The sequence below is a fragment of the Brachybacterium muris genome, from assembly GCF_016907455.1.
GTDB lineage: Bacteria > Actinomycetota > Actinomycetes > Actinomycetales > Dermabacteraceae > Brachybacterium > Brachybacterium muris.
Genome location: NZ_JAFBCB010000001.1, coordinates 1,230,627 through 1,251,094, shown reverse-complemented (window position 1 = coordinate 1,251,094; position 20,468 = coordinate 1,230,627). Strand labels below are relative to the sequence as shown.

Genomic DNA, 20,468 nt, shown 5'->3' with positions numbered 1-20,468 from the left:
CCCGGCAACCGGCGCCACCGATGCGGTAGCGTCCCGGCGTGCCCACTCCCCCACCTGCCCGCCCACTCCGGACCTCGAGCGCGACGTCCTCGTCATCGTCCTCGGCACGTTCCCCCGTCGCCCTGGACGAGCACGCCATCACCGCGGTGATCGCCTGGTTCGCCGACGCCGGGAGGGACCTGCCCTGGCGGCACCCGGAGGCCTCCGCCTGGTCGATCCTGGTGTCCGAGGTGATGCTGCAGCAGACCCCTGTGGTGCGGGTGCTCCCACGGTGGCTGGACTGGATGGACCGCTGGCCCGCTCCCGCCGATCTCGCCGCCGCCCCCACCGCCGAGGTGCTGCGGGCCTGGGATCGCCTGGGCTACCCGCGCAGGGCCCTGCGCCTGCAGGAGTGCGCCCGCGCGATCGTGGCCCAACACGGCGGCGAGGTGCCCCGCGGGGAGGATGCCCTGCGTGCGCTGCCGGGGATCGGCGAGTACACCGCTGCCGCGGTCACGGCCTTCGCCCACCACGGCCGCGCCGTGGTGCTGGACACCAATGTGCGAAGGGTCCTGGCCCGAACCGTGGACGGTGCCGCACTGCCACCACGTTCTCTAACCGCTGCCGAGCGTCGCACCGCAGCACGTGTGCTGCCTGCGGAACCGGCGCGGTCGGTGGCCTGGAACCAGGCGGTGATGGAACTAGGCGCGCTGGTGTGCACGGCGGCATCCCCGCGCTGCGAGGAGTGCCCGCTAGCCGGCCCCGCCTGCACTTGGTACACCGCCGGCCGGCCACCAGCGCCGGAGGGGTCCAGGAGGGTGCAGGCATTCGAGGGCACCGACCGTCAGCTGCGCGGGCAGATCATGGCGCTGCTGCGCGAGAACGACACCGCCAAGGAGCAGGAACTGCTGGCACTGGATGCGGAGGATCCGGTCCGGGTGCGGCGCTGCGCTGTGTCCCTGGTGGCCGACGGCCTGGCCGCCGCGGACGGGACGGGGCTCAGGCTCCCCTGAGCTCGTCGTGGGCTGCCCGGAGCCTGTCCGGCTGCACGCCGTCGCGGTCCACGATCACGGCGTCCTCGAGGTCGATGATCATGCGGGTGTTGCCCAGGGTGTTGGGCTTGACCCGGGCCAGGTCCAGGAACTCCGCGACGCCTTCGTCGGCGGACCGCAGCAGCTGGTTGAAGATCTCAGGATCCACCTGCTCAGCCATCTCGCGGAACCCGTGGCGGCGGAAGAAGTCCACCTCGAAGGTGAGGCAGAAGACCCTCTGCAGGCCCAGTTGCAGGGCCCGCGCCAGCAGCGCCAGGAGCATGCGGTGGCCCACGCCTGCGCCACGGTGGCTCTCGGCCACGGCGAGGGTGCGCACCTCGGCCAGGTCCTCCCACATCACGTGCAGAGCCCCGCAGCCCACCAGCTCACCGTGCTCGTCCTCCGCGACCAGGAACTCCTGGACGGCCTCGTAATAGGCCACCAGGTCCTTGGCGACCAGGATGTTGCGGTGGGTGAGTGGCTCGACGAGCTGGTTGATGGCGCGCACGTCCGCCGGACGGGCACTGCGGATCGTGATGCCCACCGTGCTCAGACCGCCCTGTCGCCGGACGGCCCCACACCGGCCTGGACCCGGTGGGAGCCCTGCGGGCCCTCCACCCGGGGGTCTGCGGGGGCGTCGAAGGTGCCGAACTCGGCGTCGGTGGCGTCATCGGCGTCCACCCGGTCCGGGACCACCTCGCCGCGGCGGGCGGCCCGACGGTCCAGGGCCTTGTGGACGGCATTGACGACGCGCTCGACGATCAGGGCCAGCACCACGGCGGCCACCAGGGCCACGGTGACGGCCAGCAGGTGGTGGTCCTCGAACCAGGCTCCGGCCACCGCACCGATGCCGCAGGAGTACACGGCCCACACGAAGGTGGACAGCAGGGAGCGGGGCCAGAACTGCTTGTGGGGGTAGTGCACCGCACCTGCCACGAGGTTCACGGCGGTGCGACCGAAGGGGATGTAGCGGGCGGTCATCAGGAACAGCAGGGCGCGGCGCTGGAGTCCGCGATCGGCGGCCTCGACAGCCTTGCGGCCCTTGCCCTCGCGCAGGAAGCGGAACCGTTCCCAGCCGACCTTCTTGCCGATGAAGTAGCCGATGTTGTCACCGGTCCACGCACCGATCCAGGCGGCCAGCCCCACCAGGATGATGGAGGGCTTGCCGGAGGTGGACCACAGGGAGGACAGTGTGACGATGGTGGACTCGCCGGGCACGCTGGGGAAGAACCCGTCGCCGGCAGCGAAGCCGAACACCACCAGATGCACCCACCAGGCGTCGGCGATCGCCAGGACCCACTCCTCGACCTGGCTGGTCAGGGACATGAGCTGATCGAAGAACTCGCCCAAGCGCCTATCCCTTCCGTGGTCGAGCAGGTGCTCTGCTCGGCTGTGGCTGTGCGAGTGCGACAGCTCGTCGCGCCCGTTGCGGGGCCTCGCCCCGTGGAGCGGCACTGTACCCCTCACGCCCGGGAGCTCTCCCAGCTTCCGGGCGTGAGGGGTACGGCCACGAGGTCAGGAGGTGTGGGCCTCCGCGACGTCCCCGGACTCGGCATCGGCGTCGGGGTGGGTCATCTCCTCGGCACGGGCCTGGGTGATGGATTCGACGTCGACCTCGTCCGAGATCGGCTTCACCTCACCGTCGGACCCGCGACGGGTGAAGGTTAGCTCGCCCAGCAGCCCCTCACCCTCGGAGTCCACGATGATCGCGTCCCCCGCGTGGACCTGACCGAACAGGATCCGCTCGGACAGGGCGTCCTCGATGTCGCGCTGGATGGTGCGGCGCAGCGGCCGGGCACCGAGCACGGGGTCGTAGCCCTTCTCCGCCAGCAGCTTCTTGGCGCCGTCGGTGAGCTCGAGGGTCATGTCCTTCTCCGCCAGGCGGCCCTCCAGCTTGGCGATCATCAGATCCACGATCTGGACGATCTCCGCCTGCGCGAGCTGCGGGAAGACCACCACATCGTCCACACGGTTGAGGAACTCGGGCTTGAAGTGCTGCTTGAGCTCCTCGTGCACCTTGGACTTCATCCGCTCGTAGTCGGTGGAGAGGTCGCCACCGGCCTGGAAGCCCATGGAGACGCCCTTGGCGATGTCCCGGGTGCCCAGGTTGGTGGTCATGATGATGATGGTGTTCTTGAAGTCCACCACCCGGCCCTGGGAGTCGGTGAGGCGGCCGTCCTCGAGGATCTGCAGCAGCGAGTTGAAGATGTCCACGTGGGCCTTCTCCACCTCGTCGAACAGCACCACGCTGAACGGCTTGCGGCGCACCTTCTCGGTGAGCTGGCCGCCCTCGTCGTAGCCGACGTAGCCGGGGGGCGAGCCGAACAGGCGCGACGCGGTGTGCTTCTCACCGAACTCGGACATGTCCAGCTGGATCAGGGAGTCCTCGTCACCGAACAGGAACTCGGCCAGGGCCTTGGCCAGCTCGGTCTTCCCCACGCCGGTGGGGCCGGCGAAGATGAACGAGCCACCCGGGCGCTTGGGGTCCTTCAGACCGGCGCGGGTGCGGCGGATGGCCTGCGAGATGGCCTTGATGGCCTCGTTCTGGCCGATGACCCGCTTGTGCAACTCGTCCTCCATGTGGAGCAGTCGCGAGGACTCCTCCTCGGTGAGCTTCACGATCGGGATGCCGGTGGAGGCGGCGAGCACCTCGGCGATGGTCTCCTCGCTCACGGTGGTGACCTGGTCGGACTCCCCGTGACGCCAGGCCTTCTCCTTCTCGTCGCGCTCGGTCTTCAGCTGCTGCTCCTGGTCCCGCAGGGAGGCGGCGAGCTCGAAGTCCTGACCGTCGATCGCCTCCTCCTTCTTCTTGCGGGCCTCCTCGATGCGCGCGTCGAACTCCTTGAGCTCGGGCGGCGCGGTGAGGCGGCGGATGCGCAGGCGGGCACCGGCCTCGTCGATCAGGTCGATCGCCTTGTCCGGCAGGAAGCGGTCGTTGACGTAGCGGTCGGCGAGGTTCGCGGCCGAGACCAGGGCACCGTCGGTGATGGTGACCTTGTGGTGGGCCTCGTAGCGGTCCCGCAGGCCCTTGAGGATCTCGATGGCCAGGGCCACGGAGGGCTCGTCCACCTGGATCGGCTGGAAGCGGCGCTCCAGGGCGGCGTCCTTCTCGATGTGCTTGCGGTACTCCTCCAGCGTGGTGGCGCCGATGGTCTGCAGCTCGCCGCGGGCCAGCATGGGCTTGAGGATGGAGGCGGCATCGATCGCGCCCTCGGCGGCACCGGCACCGACCAGGGTGTGGATCTCGTCGATGAACAGGATGATGTCCCCGCGGGTGCGGATCTCCTTGAGCACCTTCTTCAGGCGCTCCTCGAAGTCACCGCGGTAGCGGGAGCCGGCCACCAGGGACCCCAGGTCCAGGGTGTACAGCTGCTTGTCCTTGAGGGTCTCGGGGACGTCCCCGGCCACGATCGACTGGGCCAGGCCCTCGACCACGGCGCTCTTGCCCACGCCGGGCTCACCGATCAGCACCGGGTTGTTCTTGGTGCGGCGGGAGAGCACCTGCATGACGCGCTCGGCCTCGTGCTCGCGGCCGATCACCGGGTCCAGCTTGCCCTCGCGGGCGGCCTGGGTGAGGTTGCGGCCGAATTGGTCCAGCACCAGCGAACCGGCGGGCTGGCCCTCGGCGGGGCCGCCGGCGGTGGCGGGCTCCTTGCCCTGGTAGCCGGAGAGGCGCTCGATGACCTCCTGGCGCACCGCGGCGGGCTCGGCCTTCAGGCGGGACAGCACCTTGACGGCGGTGCCCTCGCCCTCGCGCAGCAGGCCCAGCAGGATGTGCTCGGTGCCGATGTAGTTGTGGCCCAGCTGCAGCGCCTCGCGCAGGCTCAGCTCGAGCACCTTCTTGGCGCGCGGCGTGAACGGGATGTGCCCGCTGGGGGTCTGGTTGCCCTCGCCGATGATGTCGCGCACCTGTTCGCGCACGGCATCCAGGGTGACGCCGAGTGCCTCCAGGGCCTTCGCCCCGACGCCCTCGGCCTCGTGGATCAGCCCCAGCAGGATGTGCTCGGTGCCGATGTAGTTGTGGTTGAGCAGGCGGGCTTCGTCCTGTGCCAGGACGACGACGCGACGGGCGCGATCGGTAAAGCGTTCGAACATGGTCCTCCCCCGTCCGGTGGTGGTGATGGATCGAGACTACGCGTCCCCACCGACGAACCACCTGCCTGTTCGCCGCGGGCGTGATGGGCCCCGATGCGGCATGACACGACCACGGACCCCTCGGTCGGTGCACGTCGACAGATCATGACTGCTCTAGAGTGGCCCCTATCACCGTGGCCGAGGTCCCCCGAGGCGCTCACGGCACGCGGCCCCCGGGTGCCCGCGGCACCACCTCGCCGCACCGATCATCCAAGGAGCAACCCATGGGCGCCATCATCGGCGGAATCATCCTCTTCATCCTGGGAGCGATCGTCCGATTCGCTCTCGAGATCGACCTTCCCGGGCTCGAGTCCGGGACCCTCGGCACCATCCTGATGGTGGGCGGCGCCATCCTGTTCGTGGTGGGCCTGCTGCTCATGCTGAAGTCCCGCAAGACCGTGGTGAACAGCCAGAGCGCCCCCGGTCACACCGTGTCCGAGCGCCGGGACCCCCCTCCCACCGTCTGATCCCCCGCAGCACCCGGCCGCCGCGGTCGGAACAGTCGAACGCCGGAGGCCCGCGGGCCTGCGGCGTTCGTTCTGTTCACGAGCAGATCCGCTGGAGCTCTCGCGGCCTCCCCCGGCGAGCCTTCCATGCCGGACCCGCCGAGGAGGGCGTGGAGACCGAGGAGGACCTGGTCGCCGGGGTGCTCCGCTACGCGATGGAGAGCGCCGTGCTCGAACAGGCGCAGACGGAGGAGGAGATCAGCTCCGAATGCGCGCCCACCTCGGGCAGCGAGTACGAGTGCACCGTGGCCTTCGGGGGCGAGCCGGTGCGCTCGACGATCTCCGTGCAGGACGTCAGCGGCATCGAGGTCGAGTCCGGCGGGCGGACCGTCATCGACAGCTCCAGAATCAGCTATGAAGTGGTGGAGCAGGAGGTCGTCGTCACCGACCGGGCCGCGCAGCTGGCGATGCTGGATGCCGTCGAGAACTCCCAGGACGGCGACTCGCCGCTCAGCAACCCTCGCTGCGATGAGGATCTGCCCGCCGTGCAGGTGGTCACCGACGGCGAGCAGGCGGAAGGGACCTGCTACGCCGACGTCGAGGGCTGGCGTGCGTGGCCGAACTGGTCCGAGGTCTTCGACATCAGCGGGAACAGCGTCGAGCCGATCGTGACGAAGCGCTGCGCGACCTGCCGCTCCCCCGCCTCAGAACAACGCTGTAGACGGACCGGGCCCGGCCCCGGCCCGACGCCCCGGCTCAGGATGAACGCAGCACCGCGTTCGCGATCAGCAGGTCGAGCCGGCGCACGTCGATGTGCTTGCCGACGGCGATCTTGATCTGGCCGGCGCGGGTCCACAGCTCGATCTCGGCATTGAGGTCGAGGGTGCCGGCGTTCTCCGAGGACCACATGTTGATCGCGGAGTAGGGCAGCGAGTAGATCTCGATCTTCTTGCCGCGGATCCCCTGGGCGTCGCGCACGATCAGCCGCTTCGTGGTGAACACGGCCAAGTCGCGGAACGTCTTGTACGCCGCGATCGCGCGCTCCTCGGGCACGAGCAGTGCGGTGACGTCCTGCGGGATCGGGCACTCCTCGACGAAGGTCCACGATGTGATCGCCGATACCGATGCGTCCAACTTCTTCTCCTCATCTTCCCCGACGGCGCCGGTGCGCCGCAGTGTCGAGGTCAAAGATAGGCCCAGGTAAGGACGGACGAATCACCGATGGTCCCCTCGCGAACGGCCCCTCCTCTGTCCCTGGTCCCTGAGATGATCGAGCGATCACCATCCCTGCCCGGAGAGGATCCTCGTGGGACTGCTCGATCGCTTCCGCGGCCGTGCCTCGGCGCCGTCCGCATCACAGCCTCCCGCCCCGTCGGGAACGCCTCGCTTCGCGGTGATCGACGTGGAGACGACGGGTCTCGACCCCGAGCGCGAGCGAGTCCTGGAGCTCGCGATCCTGCGGGCCGACGAGCAGGGCCGGCCGATCCACCAGTGGGTGACGCGCTTCCACCCGGACGGGCCGGTGCGCGCCACGCACATGCCCGAGGCGTTGGTGGTGGAGAAGGCGCGGGTATCGGTGCCGGACGGCAGGCCGGTGAGGAAGGGCGAGATGTCCACGCCGGTCACGGCGCGGCCGTCCTCGGCGCGGAGCGCGGCGGCGGTGGCCCGGGTGATCACCCATTCGCGGCCGTCGCCCGCCCGGTGCGGGTACACACCCTTGGCGAGCGCGCGCAGCACCGTGGACTTGCCGTGATAACCGCCGCCCACGATCACGGTGACCCCGTCCAGCACGCCCATCCCACTCACGCGCCGGCCGCTCGGCAGATCGAACCAGACCCGCAGCGAGTCGGGGCTGACGAAGGGGACGGCGCCGTCCGCGAGCGGCAGGTCCGAGTCCCCGGATCGGCGCGGCAGGATCGCGCCGTCTCCCACGAAGGCCACCAGGCCCCGCCCTGTGAGCTGGTCGCGCAGCGCCTCCTGGTCGCGGTGGAGGGTGACGTGGTCACGGAGCGCGCTCGCATCGAGGCTCGCGTGGAGCAGCGCCGCTTCGGCGAGGCGCGGGAGGTGCTCGGTGAGCAGGCGGGCCGCCTCGCGGCCGCGGATCCGGCGCCCGGCGGCGGGCAGCGGGACCGCGAGCCGTGCGTCGACGCCCTCCGACGTGAGGGCGACGCTGGTGCGCTCGAGCACCTCCTGGCCCGGGGCGCCGGCGCTGATCCCCTCCCCCAGCTCCGCGGCGGCGCGGGCGACGGCGCGGGCCAGGAAGTCCGTGGCAGCGACCCGGCCGCGGTGATCGGAGAGGAGATCCTGCGGCAGGTCCGCACGAGCTCGGTCGACGACGATCCGCATCAGGGACGGCGGGGCGTAGGGATCGACCTGCACGTGATCGACCACAAGGCGGCACGCACCCAGGTCGTAGCTGCCCTTCAGCTGCTTGTAGACGCCGTAGCTGCGGGAGTCGATCGCGGTCAGGGTGCGGGAGAGGGCGGTGGCGTCGGCGGTCATGGGTCCATCAGACACGACGTTCCGGGCCTTCTGCATCCGCGGCCGACGCCGTCATGCCTGCGCGAGCGCCTCCCGCGCCAGCGCCCGGGCCGCGTCGGACCAGTCGCCGCGCACGGCACGCCTGTCCTGCTCCGGGGTGATGTTCCGCAGCACGGTCGCGGCGGGCAGATCACGCACCCTCCACCGGTCCACCGATCCTCCTTCGCGAGTGCGCCAGCCGAGCCGGTCGAGCGCCTTCGGCGTCGCCTGCGGTTCCACTGCGGTACCGCTCGGGGTGGATCCGATGTGGGCGAGCAGCAGCACGGTGGCGTCGTGCGCGAAGGAGCCCGGCGGTGGGATCAGGGACTGGGCGAGCAGGGACCACAGGGCGTCGGGATCCTCTACCGCCGGACGCGCCCGACGGGTGGGCAGCAGCTGACCTTTGAAGGTGCGCAGGATCTTCAGGTGCTTGAGCGCCTCGCGGAAATGGAGCAGCGGAAACGCGTTGATCTCGCGGTTGTTCTTCCCGATCCAGTCGGTCATCTCGGGCACCACCCGGCTCGCTGATTCGACGTCCGCCGGCTTGAGGTAGCCGGCCGCGGTCAGCGGCAGGCCGCCGCCGGCCGCATGGTCGAGGAACCAGGAGACGCCGCGCAGCGCCGTGCGCTTCTCCTCCGCCGACGGCGCGTCGGTGGCGGTGGCCAGTGCCAGCGACCTGGCGAGCAGGTCCTCCCGCACCGGCGACGGGGGCAGGCGGGTCACGACCGCGGTCAGCACGGCAGAGGCTCCGTACGAGGCGGGGTCGAGATCGGCGAGCTCGAGGGAGCGCTGGAGCTCGGCGAGGTCGAAATGCGCCGGATCCGGGAGCACGCCGGCGAGATCCTCCGCGCGGGTGAAACCGCCGCAGTCCTCGGGCGGGGCAGCACGTCGTCCGCTGAGGGCGCGGGCGGGTGGGGAACCATCCCCTGCCGGGCGCACGGATTCCAGCAGCAGTCGCAGCTGCCAGTCATCGCCGTAGTCATAGACGTATCCCAGGCGGTCTCCACTGGTGCTGAGCACCTCGTCGAGCCGCACCTGCGAGGCGGGAAGCCCCTCGTCCTCCCCCTCCTCGACGTCGAACGGGCACAGGAACAGCTGTGACTCGAGATCGAAGGGGTGCCCGCCGGCGGCGAAACGCCACAGGTGCGCATCGAACCAGCCGAAAGCGGTCTGGAGGATCCCATGGACCTCCTCGAGCATGAGATCCGAGCGCAGCTCGAGCCGGCGCCAGATCGGCGGAGAGGCATGCTCGAGATCCACGCGGAGCGTGAACAGGGCGGGCTCCTCGCGCGGCGGGTGGCGCAGATCGGGGCGCTCGGGGCGGCGCACCGCTCTGCCCGAGGCGTCGAGCACGCCGTGGAGGATCCCGTGGATCTCCTCAGAGCTCATCTCGCTGAGCCGCTGGCGGAACTGGCGCAGGAGCTCGTCGTCGGGAGTCTGGTTCGAGGGCATGGGGCCACGGTATCGGTGCGGGGTGCTCACCGAGCTGCCGTGCGACTATGCGGCCGACGGGTCAGGCGAAGCCCTCCTCGACCATCACGCTCCCGCTCTCGGTGATGACGTGGGCCTGGCCCGAGCCGCCGGCGACGCGGCTCCAGCTCTCCACGACAAGCCGGTCGCGATGGACGGAGAGACTGAACCCTCCGTACATCCCGGGGTACGGGACCCACAGGGACTCCATCCGCTCCACGACCAGCAGCTCGGTGGGCACGGGACGGAAACGGACTGGTGCGAGCGGCCGGGTGCGCTCGGCGATCAGGTCGGCGAGGTGGGAGTCCCAGGCCGTCACGCGGCGCTGATCGGCGGCGCCGAGGTCGCGCACGGCGAGCGCCTCGAGCAGGTGATGATGGCCGCGCTGGCGGGCGATGTCGAGCGGACGGCCACCCTCTGCAGTGCGCAGCGACCGCCAGGCGCCGGCGCGGAGCAGCCGCTCGGCGACGCCGACGGGTGCGCCGAGCCAGGCGGCCTGATGCAGCGGCGTGAACCAAGAGCGGCCTGTGACCCGCCACTGGTTCGCGGTGCTCCAGGTGCCCTGCTCGACGAGGTCGAGGACCGTGTCCCAGCTGCCCGCCTTCGCGGCATCGGCGAGGCGGGCGGAGTGCTCGACGAGATCGTCGTTCAGCACGTCAGGGTCGAGGACCCCCTGCCATTCGCTGGTCATTGCTGTCCCTCTCGATTCGGTGGTGCGGTCAGTGTGGTGGCGGGGTCAGTATCGCGGTGGTGGCGGGCCGCCGACGGGGTCGGCATCGCGGTGCGTGGAACCGATATGCCGCAGGGGCTGTCTACGGCCTCGGCAGTCCGGCCTTGGTGAATTCGTCCTGCAGTGCGGGGCGCCGACGGTTCTGGGCGCGGAGGTCGAGGATCTGCGATCTCATCGCCTCGGCGTCAGCACCGCTGACAAAGCCCAATGCCTCCTTGAGGAACCGCGCCGCTTCCGCGTACGCGGCACGCTGCCCGGCGGAGAGGGACGATCGAGCAAGCTCGTACAGCACACTCGCCGCCTCGGCCCCGTCCAGGGGTGCGCGCCAGCGGGCAAGGGTGAGCCACGCCGAGTCGTGTGCGCCGTGCTCGGTCGCCGCCTCCCAGGCGCGCGGCAGGTCCTCGTCCCAGAGCAGCACCTCCACGAACCAGGACCAGGTGCCGTGCTCGCCTGCTCGCTCCTGCAGGATGGTGAGCGCCCGCTCTCGCCAGTGCGGGAAGGCGGGACCGCTTCGGAGTTTGAGGGGCTGGAAGGTACCGAGCGAGGGCTGTTCGACGAAGTTCGTCCATGACAGCTCGGCAGCCTCGTCGTGTCGGCCCGCGCGGGCGAAGGCCTCGGCGGCGACGGCCCGGAATCGGGCGCTGTCACCGAAGCGCTCCAGCAGTGCCCGTGCTTCGAGCACCGCGTCATCGATGCGCTGTGCGTCCAGGAGGACATCGATGAGTGCGGCAGCGTCACTGTCGGTGTCGAGCTCCGCTCTCAGCAGCGCGACCAGACCGTCGGTGCCGCCGATCGCCTCGGCGATTCGTCTGCGCTGCGCCGCGACCTGGTAGCGGTGAGCACGGTCATCGTCGCTGAGGCTGCGCCAGCGCTCCTCCACCGCGTCGCGGAACTGCTCGAGTCCCTCGGGGCCGAGCAGGTCGCGATACTGCTCAGCGGCATCGAGGAACACCTCCAGCTCACTGGTGAGTGCTCGGCGCGCGAGGTCCTGTGCGAGCTCTCGCGGATCTCCCGGGGACGCCTGTGTGGCGCGCAGATGGATCTCCTCGGCCCGGACGCAGGCGACGGACAGCCCGCCACCAGAGTCATCCACATCGTCCAGGAGCTCTTCGAAGCCGTCGAGGGCGAGCAGAGTGAGTCGCGCGGCGGCCCGTGAAGCGCCGAGCTCGAGCAGTTCTTCGATGCTGTCGAGTGCCTCCTCGATGCCGGTGAAGAAGTCATGCGCTTCGTAGTAGGAGACGAACCCGCCGGTCTCCAATGAGCTGAGGAGCTGACTGCGCACCGCGTCCTCGTCGACGCTGTCCTCGGGGTCGGCACCGGCGGCAATGAGCAGCTGCGCGTGCACGGTGGGGTCATCCTGGGCGACGGCAAGCAGCTGGTCCGCGAGCCACTCCCGGTCCTGGGTGAGCAGGAACTCGCGCAGCTCCGGCACCTGCGGTACTGGTTCCGCTGCGGGGCCGGCGGCCAACGGCTCGGAGTCCTCGAGCCAGAGCAGCGCGGCGGCGACGATGTGCTTGCAGATCGGCTGATCGTCTGCGAACGGGCAGGTGCACGAGCCGGTGAGTCGGCCGGTGGCGACGGACAGGCGCACCATGTACTCCTGCGTGCCCGCCACCGTCGCGACGGCGCTGCGTGAGCCGGCCGAGACCAGGGCGGCCCGCCCCTGCGCCGCGTACTGGAGACCGCGATGGAACAGGACGTCGCCGGCACGCAGGCGGAGTAGGTCCTCGGAGAAGGGCGGCTGTGGCATGGGGTCCATTGTGGCGGTAGGGGATGCTGAGCAGCTCGCGTGACCGGCTTTCTTCGATCGCCGTGTCTCCGCACCACAGCGCTCGGCAGATGTAGGCGGGATGCGCCTTGGGGAGCAAGCGGCAACGCGGCCCACGAGGGGTGCGAGGCTCTGCCGGACAACCTCGTTCACAACTCAGCATCAGTCCCCCGGACTCGCCCACATCCGCAGGGAACGTGCCGGATACTGGACCAATGACTGTCTCGGCGCCATCCCCTATGAAGCTGCTGGATCGCATGTACAACAGTGCGACGTCGACCGCGGATCAGGGAACGCAGTTCGAGCGCTTCACGCAATCGTTCCTGCAGACAGATCCGCTGTGGGCCACGCAGTTCGCGACGGTGTGGATGTGGGATCAGTGGCCGGAGAAGTGGGGGCATGACTCTGGGATCGATCTGGTGGCCCAGCGTCGGGACGGCGGCCTGACCGCGATCCAATGCAAGTTCTATGACCCGACCCATCGAGTCTCGAAGGGCGATCTGGACAAGTTCCTCGCAGCCTCCGGCCGGGGTGGGTTCACGGAGCGCTTGGTGGTCTCGACGACGACGCAGTGGGGCGCGACCGCCGAGGAGACGATCCGCGAGCAGGCGGTGCCTGTGCGCCGCCTCGGGCTGCAGGACTTCGAACAGTCCCGCATCGATTGGGCGACGTTCGACCCGGACACCCCGATGGCTCTCGCCCTGTCCGGCGCCTCGGATCTGCGCCCCTACCAGCGCACCGCAATCGAGGATGTCGTCAGTGGTTTCGCGGACCACGACCGTGGCCGGCTGATCATGGCCTGCGGCACGGGAAAGACTTTCACTTCGCTGCGCCTCGCCGAGGAGTACGTGGGCGCTGGCGGCAGCGTGCTGTTCCTGGTGCCGTCGATCGCGCTGCTGTCCCAGGCGCTGCGCGAGTGGTCGAACAGCACCTCCGTGGGGATCACGTCCCTCGCGGTGTGCTCCGACGCCAAGGCGTCCCGCGGCCGGAAGGCCTCCGAGGACTCCTCGGAGATCTCCGTCGTGGATCTTGCCCTGCCGGCGACGACCGATCCGGAACGACTCGCGCATCGGATGAAGGAGGCCCGCACGGACGGGTCCGGGATGCGGGTGGTCTTCGCGACGTACCAGTCGCTGGATGTCGTCGCGCAGGCGCAGCAACTCGCAGGCCTGGAGCCTTTCGACCTGGTGGTGTGCGACGAGGCGCATCGCACCACCGGCGCCACCCTCTCCGGCTCGCAGGAGTCCGCCTTCGTGCGCATCCACGACGGCGAGTACCTGAAGGCCGAGAAGCGCCTGTACATGACCGCGACGCCGCGCATCTATGACGATCCCTCGAAGTCGAAGGCGGAGCGGGAGAAGGTGGTTCTCGCGTCGATGGATGACGAGGACACCTTCGGACCGGAGTTCTATCGCCTCGGATTCGGGGAGGCAGTCGGTTTGGGCATGCTCACCGACTACAAGGTCCTCATCCTCACCGTCAATCAGGATGCGGTCAGCGACGCGATGCAGGAGGTGTTCGCCGAGAACGGGGAGCTCTCCTTGGATGATGCGACCCGACTGGTGGGCTGCTGGAACGGGCTCGCCAAGCGCGGCGACTCCGAGCACGCCTTCGGTGTAGATCCTCAGCCGATGCACCGTGCCGTCGCGTTCGCCCGAGACATCAAGTCCTCGAAGAAGGTCGCCTCCCAGTTCACCGAGGTTGTCTCCGCCTACATCGAGAACCATGAGGGCGAGGCTCCCGGTGATCTGCTCGGTGTGGAAGCCAGGCATGTGGACGGCTCGATGAATTCCATGGAGCGCACCGAACTGCTGGACTGGCTGAAGGAGGACGCCGACGAGGACACCTGCCGGGTCCTGTCCAACGCTCGGTGCCTCTCCGAGGGAGTGGATGTCCCCTCACTGGACGCGGTGATGTTCTTGAATCCTCGCAAGTCCGTGGTGGACGTGGTGCAGTCCGTGGGCCGCGTGATGCGCCTGGCGCGGGGAAAGAAGTACGGCTACATCATCCTTCCCGTGGTGGTCCCTTCGGGCGTCACGCCCGAGAAGGCGCTGGACGACAACAAGAACTTCCAGGTGGTCTGGGAGGTGCTGCAAGCTCTGCGCGCGCACGACGAGCGATTCGACGCGATGGTGAACAAGGTCGAGCTGAACAAGAGCCGCGACCGCAAGATCGATGTCATCGGCATCGGGCACCCCGCCGATGACGAGGGCACAGGCAGCTCCGACGGCAGCACGGGGTCCGCGCAGGGCAGCCTGGATCTGCGGCTGTCGCAGCTGGACGAGCTGCGCAATGCGATCTATGCCCGGATGGTGAAGAAGGTCGGATCCCGCACCTACTGGGATCAGTGGGCCAAGGACATCGCCCAGATCGCCGGCGCGCACATCACGCGTATCACCGCGCTGGTGGACGATCCGGATACGGCCGCTTCGCAGCAGTTCGGGGTGTTCCTCGATGCGCTGCGCCGGAACCTGAACGAGTCGATCTCCCGGGACGGGGCGATCGAGATGCTCGCCCAGCACATGATCACCAAGCCCGTGTTCGATGCGCTCTTCGAGGGGTACGCCTTCACGGCGCACAATCCTGTCTCCCAGGTCATGGATCGCATGGTCGTCTCCCTCACGGCGATGCACGTGGATGCCGAGGCTGTATCGCTCGAGAAGTTCTACGAGTCGGTGCGCCTGCGCGCTGCAGGGATCGACAACGCCGAGGGCAAGCAGAAGATCATCACCGAGCTGTACGAGTCCTTCTTCAAGAACGCCTTCCCTTCCACGGCAGACGCGATGGGCGTGGTCTACACCCCGATCGAGATCGTCGACTTCATCCTCCGCTCCGTCGACGCCGTGCTCCAGCAGGAGTTCGGTAGGTCTATCAGCGACGAGGGAGTGCACGTCCTGGACCCCTTCACGGGGACGGGCACGTTCATCGTGCGCCTGCTGCAGTCTGGCCTCATCGACCCGGCAGACCTCGCCCGGAAGTACGCGAGCGAGCTGCACGCCAACGAGATCCTGTTGCTGGCCTACTACATCGCCGCGATCAACATCGAGACCACGTTCCATGATCTCCAGGCCGCGGCCGACGGCGTCGAACTCGCGGACGAGGCCTATGAGCCCTTCGACGGAATCGTCCTGACGGACACATTCCAGCTCACCGAGAACGGAGACCTCGTCGACGAGGTCGTCTTCCCCACCAACAACACCCGCGCCGAGGCGCAGAAGGGCCTCGACATCCGGGTGATCGTCGGGAACCCTCCGTATTCCGTGGGGCAGACCTCCGGCAACGACGACAACGCCAACGTCAAGTATCCGACGCTCGATGCCCGGGTGCGGGACACCTTCGCGGCACGCACCGATGCGACGAACAAGAACAGCCTGTACGACTCCTACATGCGCGCCATTCGCTGGGCGAGCGACCGCATCGGAGACGAGGGGGTGATCGGGTTCGTCACCAACGGCGGCTGGATCGAGGGCAACACCGCCGCCGGGGTCCGCAAGACCCTCGGCGACGAGTTCAGCGCGATCTGCGTGTTCAATCTGCGGGGTAATCAGCGCACTGCGGGAGAGACCAGCCGCAGAGAAGGCGGCAAGGTCTTCGGTTCCGGGAGCCGCAACACCGTCGCCGTCTTCCTCCTGGTCCGCATGAAGGGGCACGATGACCCGGCGACGATCCACTACCGGGACATCGGCGACTACCTCACCGCCAAGGACAAGCTCGCCATCGTCGCTGACGCCACCGTCGGCACCGTGCCCTGGCGCCAGATCACGCCCAATCAGCACGGCGACTGGATCAACCAGCGTGACGAGGAGTACCTCACCTACGCGACTATCGGCGACAACAAGAACTCGGACCCGCAACCCGCCGTGTTCCGGACCTACTCCGGGGGCCTCAAGTCAAACCGCGACGCATGGGTATACAACTACTCCTCTCACGCACTGCGGAAGAACGTGACGCGATCCATCGAGTTCTACAACTCCGAGGTCGACCGCGCGTCGCAACCCGGGTACTCGCCCGATTATGACTCGACCAAGCTTTCCTGGAACCGTGCAGACAAGTCCAACGTCACGCATGGAAGGACGATTGAACACCGCGAGGCCGCATACCGGGTCGGCCTGTACCGACCGTTCACACAAGAACACGTCTACTTCGACCGTGCCTATAACGACATGGTCTACCGGCTCGCACAGCTCTTCCCCACCCCGAAGCACGAGAACTTCGGGTTCTACATGACCGGAGTCTCCTCGCATCACGAATTCTCCGTTCTTGGAACTCGCCGCCTTCCGGATCTGCACACCTTGGACACAGGCCAGTTCTTCCCCCGCTACACCTGGGAGCCCCTGCCTGACGGAGAACTCGATCTCGGGCTCGCCGGCGACATCGTCGACGGCTATCGCCGCGTCGACAACATCACCGACGAGATCCACACCCTGATGCGCGGGCGCTACGGCGATGGGATCTCCAAGGACGACATCTTCTTCTTCGTCTACGGCCTATTCCACTCCCCCGAGTACCGCGAGCGCTACGCCGGTGAGCTCAAGCAGATGCTGCCCCGCATCCCGGACGTTCCCGCGGGAACGTTCCAGGCGTTCACAGCGGCGGGAAACAAGCTGTTCCACCTCCATGCAGACTACGAGAACGCCGAGGCGTACCCGCTGGAGGTCGCCGGAGGCGAACAGCCGCCGATCGGTGAGTATTCGTAGTCGTGGGAGCCACCGAATCTTGCTCTTGGGGACCGCCGATCGTGCCGACGGGGGCCAGTAGCCGCCGCGGTGGGGACCACTGGCTCCCGCCGGCATCGGGTCACTGGGGCAGTGCGGTGTGTTCTCGCATGTTCCTGTCGCCGGTGTCGATCCAGATTGTGTTGTGCACGATGCGGTCCATGATCGCATCGGCGTGGACTGCTCCACCGAGCCGGGCGTGCCAGTCCTTCTTCGGGTACTGGGTGCAGAACACGGTCGAGCCGGTGTCATAGCGGCGCTCGAGCAGTTCCAGCAGCATCGAACGCATTCCCTCGTCAGGATGGTCCAGCAGCCACTCGTCGATCACCAGCAGCGAGAACGTGGAGTACTTCCGCAGGAACTTCGTCTGGCCCTGCGGCTTGTCCTTTGCCAGGGCCCAGGCCTCTTCGAGGTCGGGCATTCGGATGTAGTGGGCTCGGAGCCGGTGCTGGCAGGCCTGCTTCGCCAGCGCGCAGCCGAGGTAGGACTTCCCTGAGCCGGTGAAGCCCTGGAAGACCACGTTCTGTTGCCGCTGGATGAAGGAGCAGGTTGCCAGTTGCGCGATCACGTTCCGGTTCAGTCCCCGTTCCTCGACCAGATCCAGCCGCCGCAGGTCCGCTCCGGGATAACGCAGCCCCGCCCGGCGGATCAGACCCTCGACCTTTCCATGATTGAAGATGGAATGCGCCTCGTCCACGATCAGCTGGAGCCGTTCCTGGAACGACATCCCCAGCACGTGAGCCTCATCCTGGGCATCGATCGCGTCCAGCAGCGCGGTCGCGCCCATCTCGCGCAGCTTCCGCTTCGTGTCGTTATCGATCACGCTCACCGGACACCTCCGGCGTAGTAGTCGGCGCCACGGACGTATCCGCCGTCTTCCGCGGGTTCCTCGCGGGGTGGACGCAGGGCGGCGACCTTGTCCTGCCCGGTGGCCAAGATCGGGTGCAGATGCGCATAGCGCGGTGAACGGACCCGTCCCGTCAGCGCGAGTGCGCAGGCCGCCTCGACCCGATCTACGGAGAAGCGGCGAGAGAGCCGTAGCACCGCCAACGCGGGATCCAGGCCCTGTTCCACGATCGGCACGGACTCGAAGATCCGCTGGATCACGATCACCGTGGCCGGCCCGACCCGATCTGCCCACGCCCGCACCCTCTGCGCGTCCCAGGCCTGGAAACGCTCGCCCGCAGGTAGGTCCGCGTCGTTGGTGCGGTACTCATTGCTCGCGGTCTCCGGGAGCAGCAGGTGACTGGTCAGTCGCTGGCTGCCCTGATAGATCTCCAGCGTCCGGGCCGTGATGCGCAGATCGACCTTCGCGCCGATGTGCGCGAACGGCGCGGAGTAGAAGTTCCGCGCGAACGTGACGTGCCCGTTCCTGCCCACTCGTCGTCCGTAGTGCCATGTCGAGATCTCGTAGGGCACCGCCGGCAGCGGCGTCAGCAGCGGCCGCTCCTCCGCGTCGAACACGCTGGCGCGGGATCCGGGCCGCTTCTGGAACGGCTCCGCGTTATAGGCCTCCATCCGCTGCCCGATGGCGGCTGCAAGTTCGGGCAGGGACGTGAATCGCTGATCCCGCAGCCCGGCGATGACCCAGGTCGCGACGTGCGCGACGGTGTTCTCCACGCTCGCCTTGTCTTTCGGTTTCCGCACCCTCCCCGGGAGCACCGCCGCCGAGTAATGCGCTGCCATCTCGCGATACGCATCGTTCAGGACGATCTCGCCCTCGCGGGGGTGCTTCACCACACCGGTCTTGAGGTTGTCCGGAACGATCCTCGGGACCGTCCCGCCCAGCGCCTCGAACATCGCTACGTGCGCTCGCAGCCAGGACTCCTGGCGCATATCCAGCGCCGGGAAGCAGAACGCGTAACGAGAAAAAGGCAGGCAGGCAACGAACAAGAACACCTTCGAGACCTCGCCGGTGACCGGATCGGCCAGCTCCATCGTGGGGCCGGACCAGTCGACCTCCACGCTCTGGCCGGCCTTGTGACCGACTCTCGAAGCGGCACCGGTGACCATGACGTGGTGCTGGTAGGTGCGGCAAAACCGGTCATACCCCATCGCCGGATCCCCAGCCGCCGTGGTCGCGTCGAAGTACTCGCCGTGCAACAGCTTCAGCGTCACGCCGACCCTGGCCATCTCTCGATGGACCTGTTCCCAGTCCGGCTGTGCGAACACGCTCTCGTGCTCGCCCCGGCCCGGGAACAACCGGGCATACACCTGCTCATCGGCGACGTCCGCGATATCGCCCCACCCGATCCCTGCAGCGTCAGCGGCCTCGAACACCGCCCTCACGGACTTGCGGGACATGCCCTGCGAGGACGAAATCGCTCGCCCCGACAGACCTTCTGCGCGCAGCTGGAGCACCAGCTTCGCCCTGATCTTCCGTACCATTCCAGATTGCTCCTTCCGCCGCGTGCCCTATACACACGGCGGAAGGAGCGTAGACAGAGCGGCCCCAACGACACCACTGGTGGTCCCGAACGACGCCACCGCTACGGCAGCGACGTGGCACCCGAACCCTCGATCAGCGGACCCCAGCGAGGCGAATATTCAATCGGCGAGGAGGAGTCCTACTACCGCGTGCAGAAGATGCGCTTCCCGGCGGGGAAGAAGGCAGCGGACGCTCCCGATTCACTCGTCATGAATCCGTTCCTCACGGTGACGGGGATCCCGGAAGCCGCCTACCGCTATCAGCTGGGGTCCCGCAGCGCGATCGAATGGATCATCCGCCAGTACCAGGTCTCCACCGACAAGGCCTCCGGCATCGTCAACGATCCGAACCAGTGGGGTATCGAGCATGGGAACCCTCGCTACATCCTCGACCTGCTGCAGAAGGTGATCACGGTGTCCGTCCGTACCGTAGAGATCACCGAAGCACTCCCAGCCCTTGACGGCGCCGGCTGAGATCCGCTCGCTGCTCCCTGACCTGATTCGACGCCCCCAGGAGGACCGCCCATGGGTTTCCAGACTCCGAAGTACGACCTGATCGACCTGATCCGCGACGCCCGTGCCGGGAAGATCCAACTCCCCGACTTCCAGCGTGGCTACGTGTGGGATGACGAGAGGGTGCGGCAGCTGCTGGTCACGGTCGCCGTAGGCCATCCGATGGGGGTACTCCTCGTTCTCCAGACGGGTAGCCGGTCAGTGCACTTCGAGTCCAAACCGATCGAGACGATGACCCCACCGGAAGGGACCCTCCCCGACCTACTGGTCCTGGACGGGCAGCAGCGCCTCACCTCGCTCAGCCAAGCGCTCAGCGGAGAGGGCGTCGTGGCCACGAAGGACGACGGCGACCGGCGCTATTTCATCAAGGTCGCTGACGCGCTCGCGCACCCTGATCGCCTCGATGAAGCGATCGTGTCGCTGCCGGCGTCCGGCGTGGTGCGCACCAACTTCGACCGCGACATCGTGCTGGACGTCTCTGGCCGCGAGGAGCAGGTCGCCGAGGGATATCTGCCCATCACCGAGATCTTCTCCGGCGGCGGCGCTGCTCAATGGGCTCTGGAATGGGCGCAGAAGAACGAGGTCGACCTCGGTGTGATCTCGCAGTTCCTCACCCTCCTCAACGAGCCCATGCGCGGTTACGAGATCCCCGCGATCCTGCTCGACAAGGAGACTGAATATTCGCCTCGCTGGGGTCCGCTGATCGAGGGTTCGGGTGCCACGTCGCTGCCGTAG

At 68.1% G+C, this 20,468-nt stretch carries 16 protein-coding genes; 6 read left to right on the top strand and 10 right to left on the bottom strand.

The window, feature by feature from the left end; translation table 11 throughout:
* The first annotated feature begins 146 nt into the window (after positions 1–146).
* Positions 147–992: an A/G-specific adenine glycosylase gene (locus JOD52_RS05750; RefSeq protein ID WP_204411536.1), complete on the top strand. Its 846-nt coding sequence runs from the start codon at positions 147–149 to the stop codon at positions 990–992.
* Here the strand turns inward: JOD52_RS05750 and JOD52_RS05745 are convergent.
* The 3 genes from JOD52_RS05745 to JOD52_RS05735 all read right to left on the bottom strand — a co-directional run bounded on the left by JOD52_RS05745 (position 979) and on the right by JOD52_RS05735 (position 5,105).
* The gene (locus tag JOD52_RS05745; RefSeq protein WP_204409043.1) at positions 979–1,554 is read right to left on the bottom strand and encodes an amino-acid N-acetyltransferase; all 576 of its coding nucleotides are present in this window, start codon (positions 1,552–1,554) and stop codon (positions 979–981) included. The two genes, JOD52_RS05750 and JOD52_RS05745, sit on opposite strands and share 14 nt — an antisense overlap.
* Before the next feature lie 5 nt (positions 1,555–1,559).
* Positions 1,560–2,360 carry a DedA family protein gene (locus JOD52_RS05740; protein WP_204409042.1) on the bottom strand — a complete coding sequence of 267 codons (801 nt, stop codon included), beginning with the start codon at positions 2,358–2,360 and terminating at the stop codon, positions 1,560–1,562.
* A 165-nt stretch (positions 2,361–2,525) separates the two neighbouring features.
* Positions 2,526–5,105: an ATP-dependent Clp protease ATP-binding subunit gene (locus JOD52_RS05735; RefSeq protein ID WP_204409041.1), complete on the bottom strand. Its 2,580-nt coding sequence runs from the start codon at positions 5,103–5,105 to the stop codon at positions 2,526–2,528.
* Positions 5,106–5,368: 263 nt separating this feature from the next.
* Between JOD52_RS05735 and JOD52_RS05730 the strand changes: the two genes are divergently transcribed.
* Positions 5,369–5,611, top strand: coding sequence for a hypothetical protein (locus tag JOD52_RS05730; protein ID WP_204409040.1), 243 nt, complete (start codon positions 5,369–5,371; stop codon positions 5,609–5,611).
* A 149-nt stretch (positions 5,612–5,760) separates the two neighbouring features.
* Positions 5,761–6,426 (top strand): hypothetical protein, encoded by a 666-nt coding sequence (locus tag JOD52_RS05725; protein WP_204409039.1) that lies wholly within the window; start codon positions 5,761–5,763, stop codon positions 6,424–6,426.
* On the opposite strand, the gene JOD52_RS05720 is transcribed toward JOD52_RS05725, so the two are convergent.
* The 5 genes from JOD52_RS05720 to JOD52_RS05695 all read right to left on the bottom strand — a co-directional run bounded on the left by JOD52_RS05720 (position 6,347) and on the right by JOD52_RS05695 (position 12,060).
* A complete protein-coding gene (locus JOD52_RS05720) occupies positions 6,347–6,724 on the bottom strand; it encodes a PH domain-containing protein (protein WP_204409038.1) in 378 nt (125 codons plus the stop codon). The genes JOD52_RS05725 and JOD52_RS05720 overlap by 80 nt on opposite strands.
* Before the next feature lie 144 nt (positions 6,725–6,868).
* Positions 6,869–8,092: a P-loop domain-containing protein gene (locus tag JOD52_RS05710; RefSeq protein WP_239551804.1), complete on the bottom strand. Its 1,224-nt coding sequence runs from the start codon at positions 8,090–8,092 to the stop codon at positions 6,869–6,871.
* A gap of 51 nt (positions 8,093–8,143) precedes the next feature.
* Positions 8,144–9,562: a plasmid pRiA4b ORF-3 family protein gene (locus tag JOD52_RS05705; RefSeq protein WP_204409037.1), complete on the bottom strand. Its 1,419-nt coding sequence runs from the start codon at positions 9,560–9,562 to the stop codon at positions 8,144–8,146.
* A gap of 61 nt (positions 9,563–9,623) precedes the next feature.
* Complete coding sequence (locus JOD52_RS05700) at positions 9,624–10,271, bottom strand: ankyrin repeat domain-containing protein (RefSeq protein WP_204409036.1); 648 nt, start codon at positions 10,269–10,271, stop codon at positions 9,624–9,626.
* Between the two features lie 121 nt (positions 10,272–10,392).
* Positions 10,393–12,060 (bottom strand): SWIM zinc finger family protein, encoded by a 1,668-nt coding sequence (locus JOD52_RS05695; RefSeq protein ID WP_204409035.1) that lies wholly within the window; start codon positions 12,058–12,060, stop codon positions 10,393–10,395.
* A gap of 233 nt (positions 12,061–12,293) precedes the next feature.
* On the opposite strand from JOD52_RS05695, the gene JOD52_RS05690 reads away from it, so the two are divergent.
* Complete coding sequence (locus JOD52_RS05690; RefSeq protein WP_338124052.1) at positions 12,294–16,775, top strand: DEAD/DEAH box helicase; 4,482 nt, start codon at positions 12,294–12,296, stop codon at positions 16,773–16,775.
* A gap of 100 nt (positions 16,776–16,875) precedes the next feature.
* Here JOD52_RS05690 and JOD52_RS05685 read toward each other — a convergent pair whose 3' ends face one another.
* Positions 16,876–17,622, bottom strand: a complete 747-nt coding sequence (locus JOD52_RS05685) for an ATP-binding protein (protein WP_338124028.1) — start codon at positions 17,620–17,622, stop codon at positions 16,876–16,878.
* Positions 17,619–19,181: an IS21 family transposase gene (istA, locus tag JOD52_RS05680; RefSeq protein WP_204408388.1), complete on the bottom strand. Its 1,563-nt coding sequence runs from the start codon at positions 19,179–19,181 to the stop codon at positions 17,619–17,621. The genes JOD52_RS05685 and istA overlap by 4 nt, the downstream gene beginning before the upstream one ends.
* Before the next feature lie 114 nt (positions 19,182–19,295).
* Between istA and JOD52_RS17445 the strand changes: the two genes are divergently transcribed.
* Together JOD52_RS17445 and JOD52_RS05670 are read left to right on the top strand one after the other, a co-directional pair.
* Entirely contained in the window at positions 19,296–19,694 is a 399-nt protein-coding gene (locus JOD52_RS17445; RefSeq protein WP_204409033.1) for a type ISP restriction/modification enzyme, read from the top strand.
* A gap of 51 nt (positions 19,695–19,745) precedes the next feature.
* The gene (locus JOD52_RS05670) at positions 19,746–20,468 is read left to right on the top strand and encodes a DUF262 domain-containing protein (RefSeq protein WP_204409032.1); all 723 of its coding nucleotides are present in this window, start codon (positions 19,746–19,748) and stop codon (positions 20,466–20,468) included.

Bases quoted from the DNA above. Each gene is read 5' to 3' on its own strand.
- JOD52_RS05735 (WP_204409041.1), bottom strand. From the start codon at position 5,105: ATGTTCGAACGCTTTACCGATCGCGCCCGTCGCGTCGTCGTCCTGGCA.
- JOD52_RS05730 (WP_204409040.1), top strand. From the start codon at position 5,369: ATGGGCGCCATCATCGGCGGAATCATCCTCTTCATCCTGGGAGCGATC.
- JOD52_RS05710 (WP_239551804.1), bottom strand. From the start codon at position 8,092: ATGACCGCCGACGCCACCGCCCTCTCCCGCACCCTGACCGCGATCGAC.
- JOD52_RS05705 (WP_204409037.1), bottom strand. From the start codon at position 9,562: ATGCCCTCGAACCAGACTCCCGACGACGAGCTCCTGCGCCAGTTCCGC.
- JOD52_RS05700 (WP_204409036.1), bottom strand. From the start codon at position 10,271: ATGACCAGCGAATGGCAGGGGGTCCTCGACCCTGACGTGCTGAACGAC.
- JOD52_RS05695 (WP_204409035.1), bottom strand. From the start codon at position 12,060: ATGCCACAGCCGCCCTTCTCCGAGGACCTACTCCGCCTGCGTGCCGGC.
- JOD52_RS05690 (WP_338124052.1), top strand. From the start codon at position 12,294: ATGACTGTCTCGGCGCCATCCCCTATGAAGCTGCTGGATCGCATGTAC.
- istA (WP_204408388.1), bottom strand. From the start codon at position 19,181: ATGGTACGGAAGATCAGGGCGAAGCTGGTGCTCCAGCTGCGCGCAGAA.
- JOD52_RS05670 (WP_204409032.1), top strand. From the start codon at position 19,746: ATGGGTTTCCAGACTCCGAAGTACGACCTGATCGACCTGATCCGCGAC.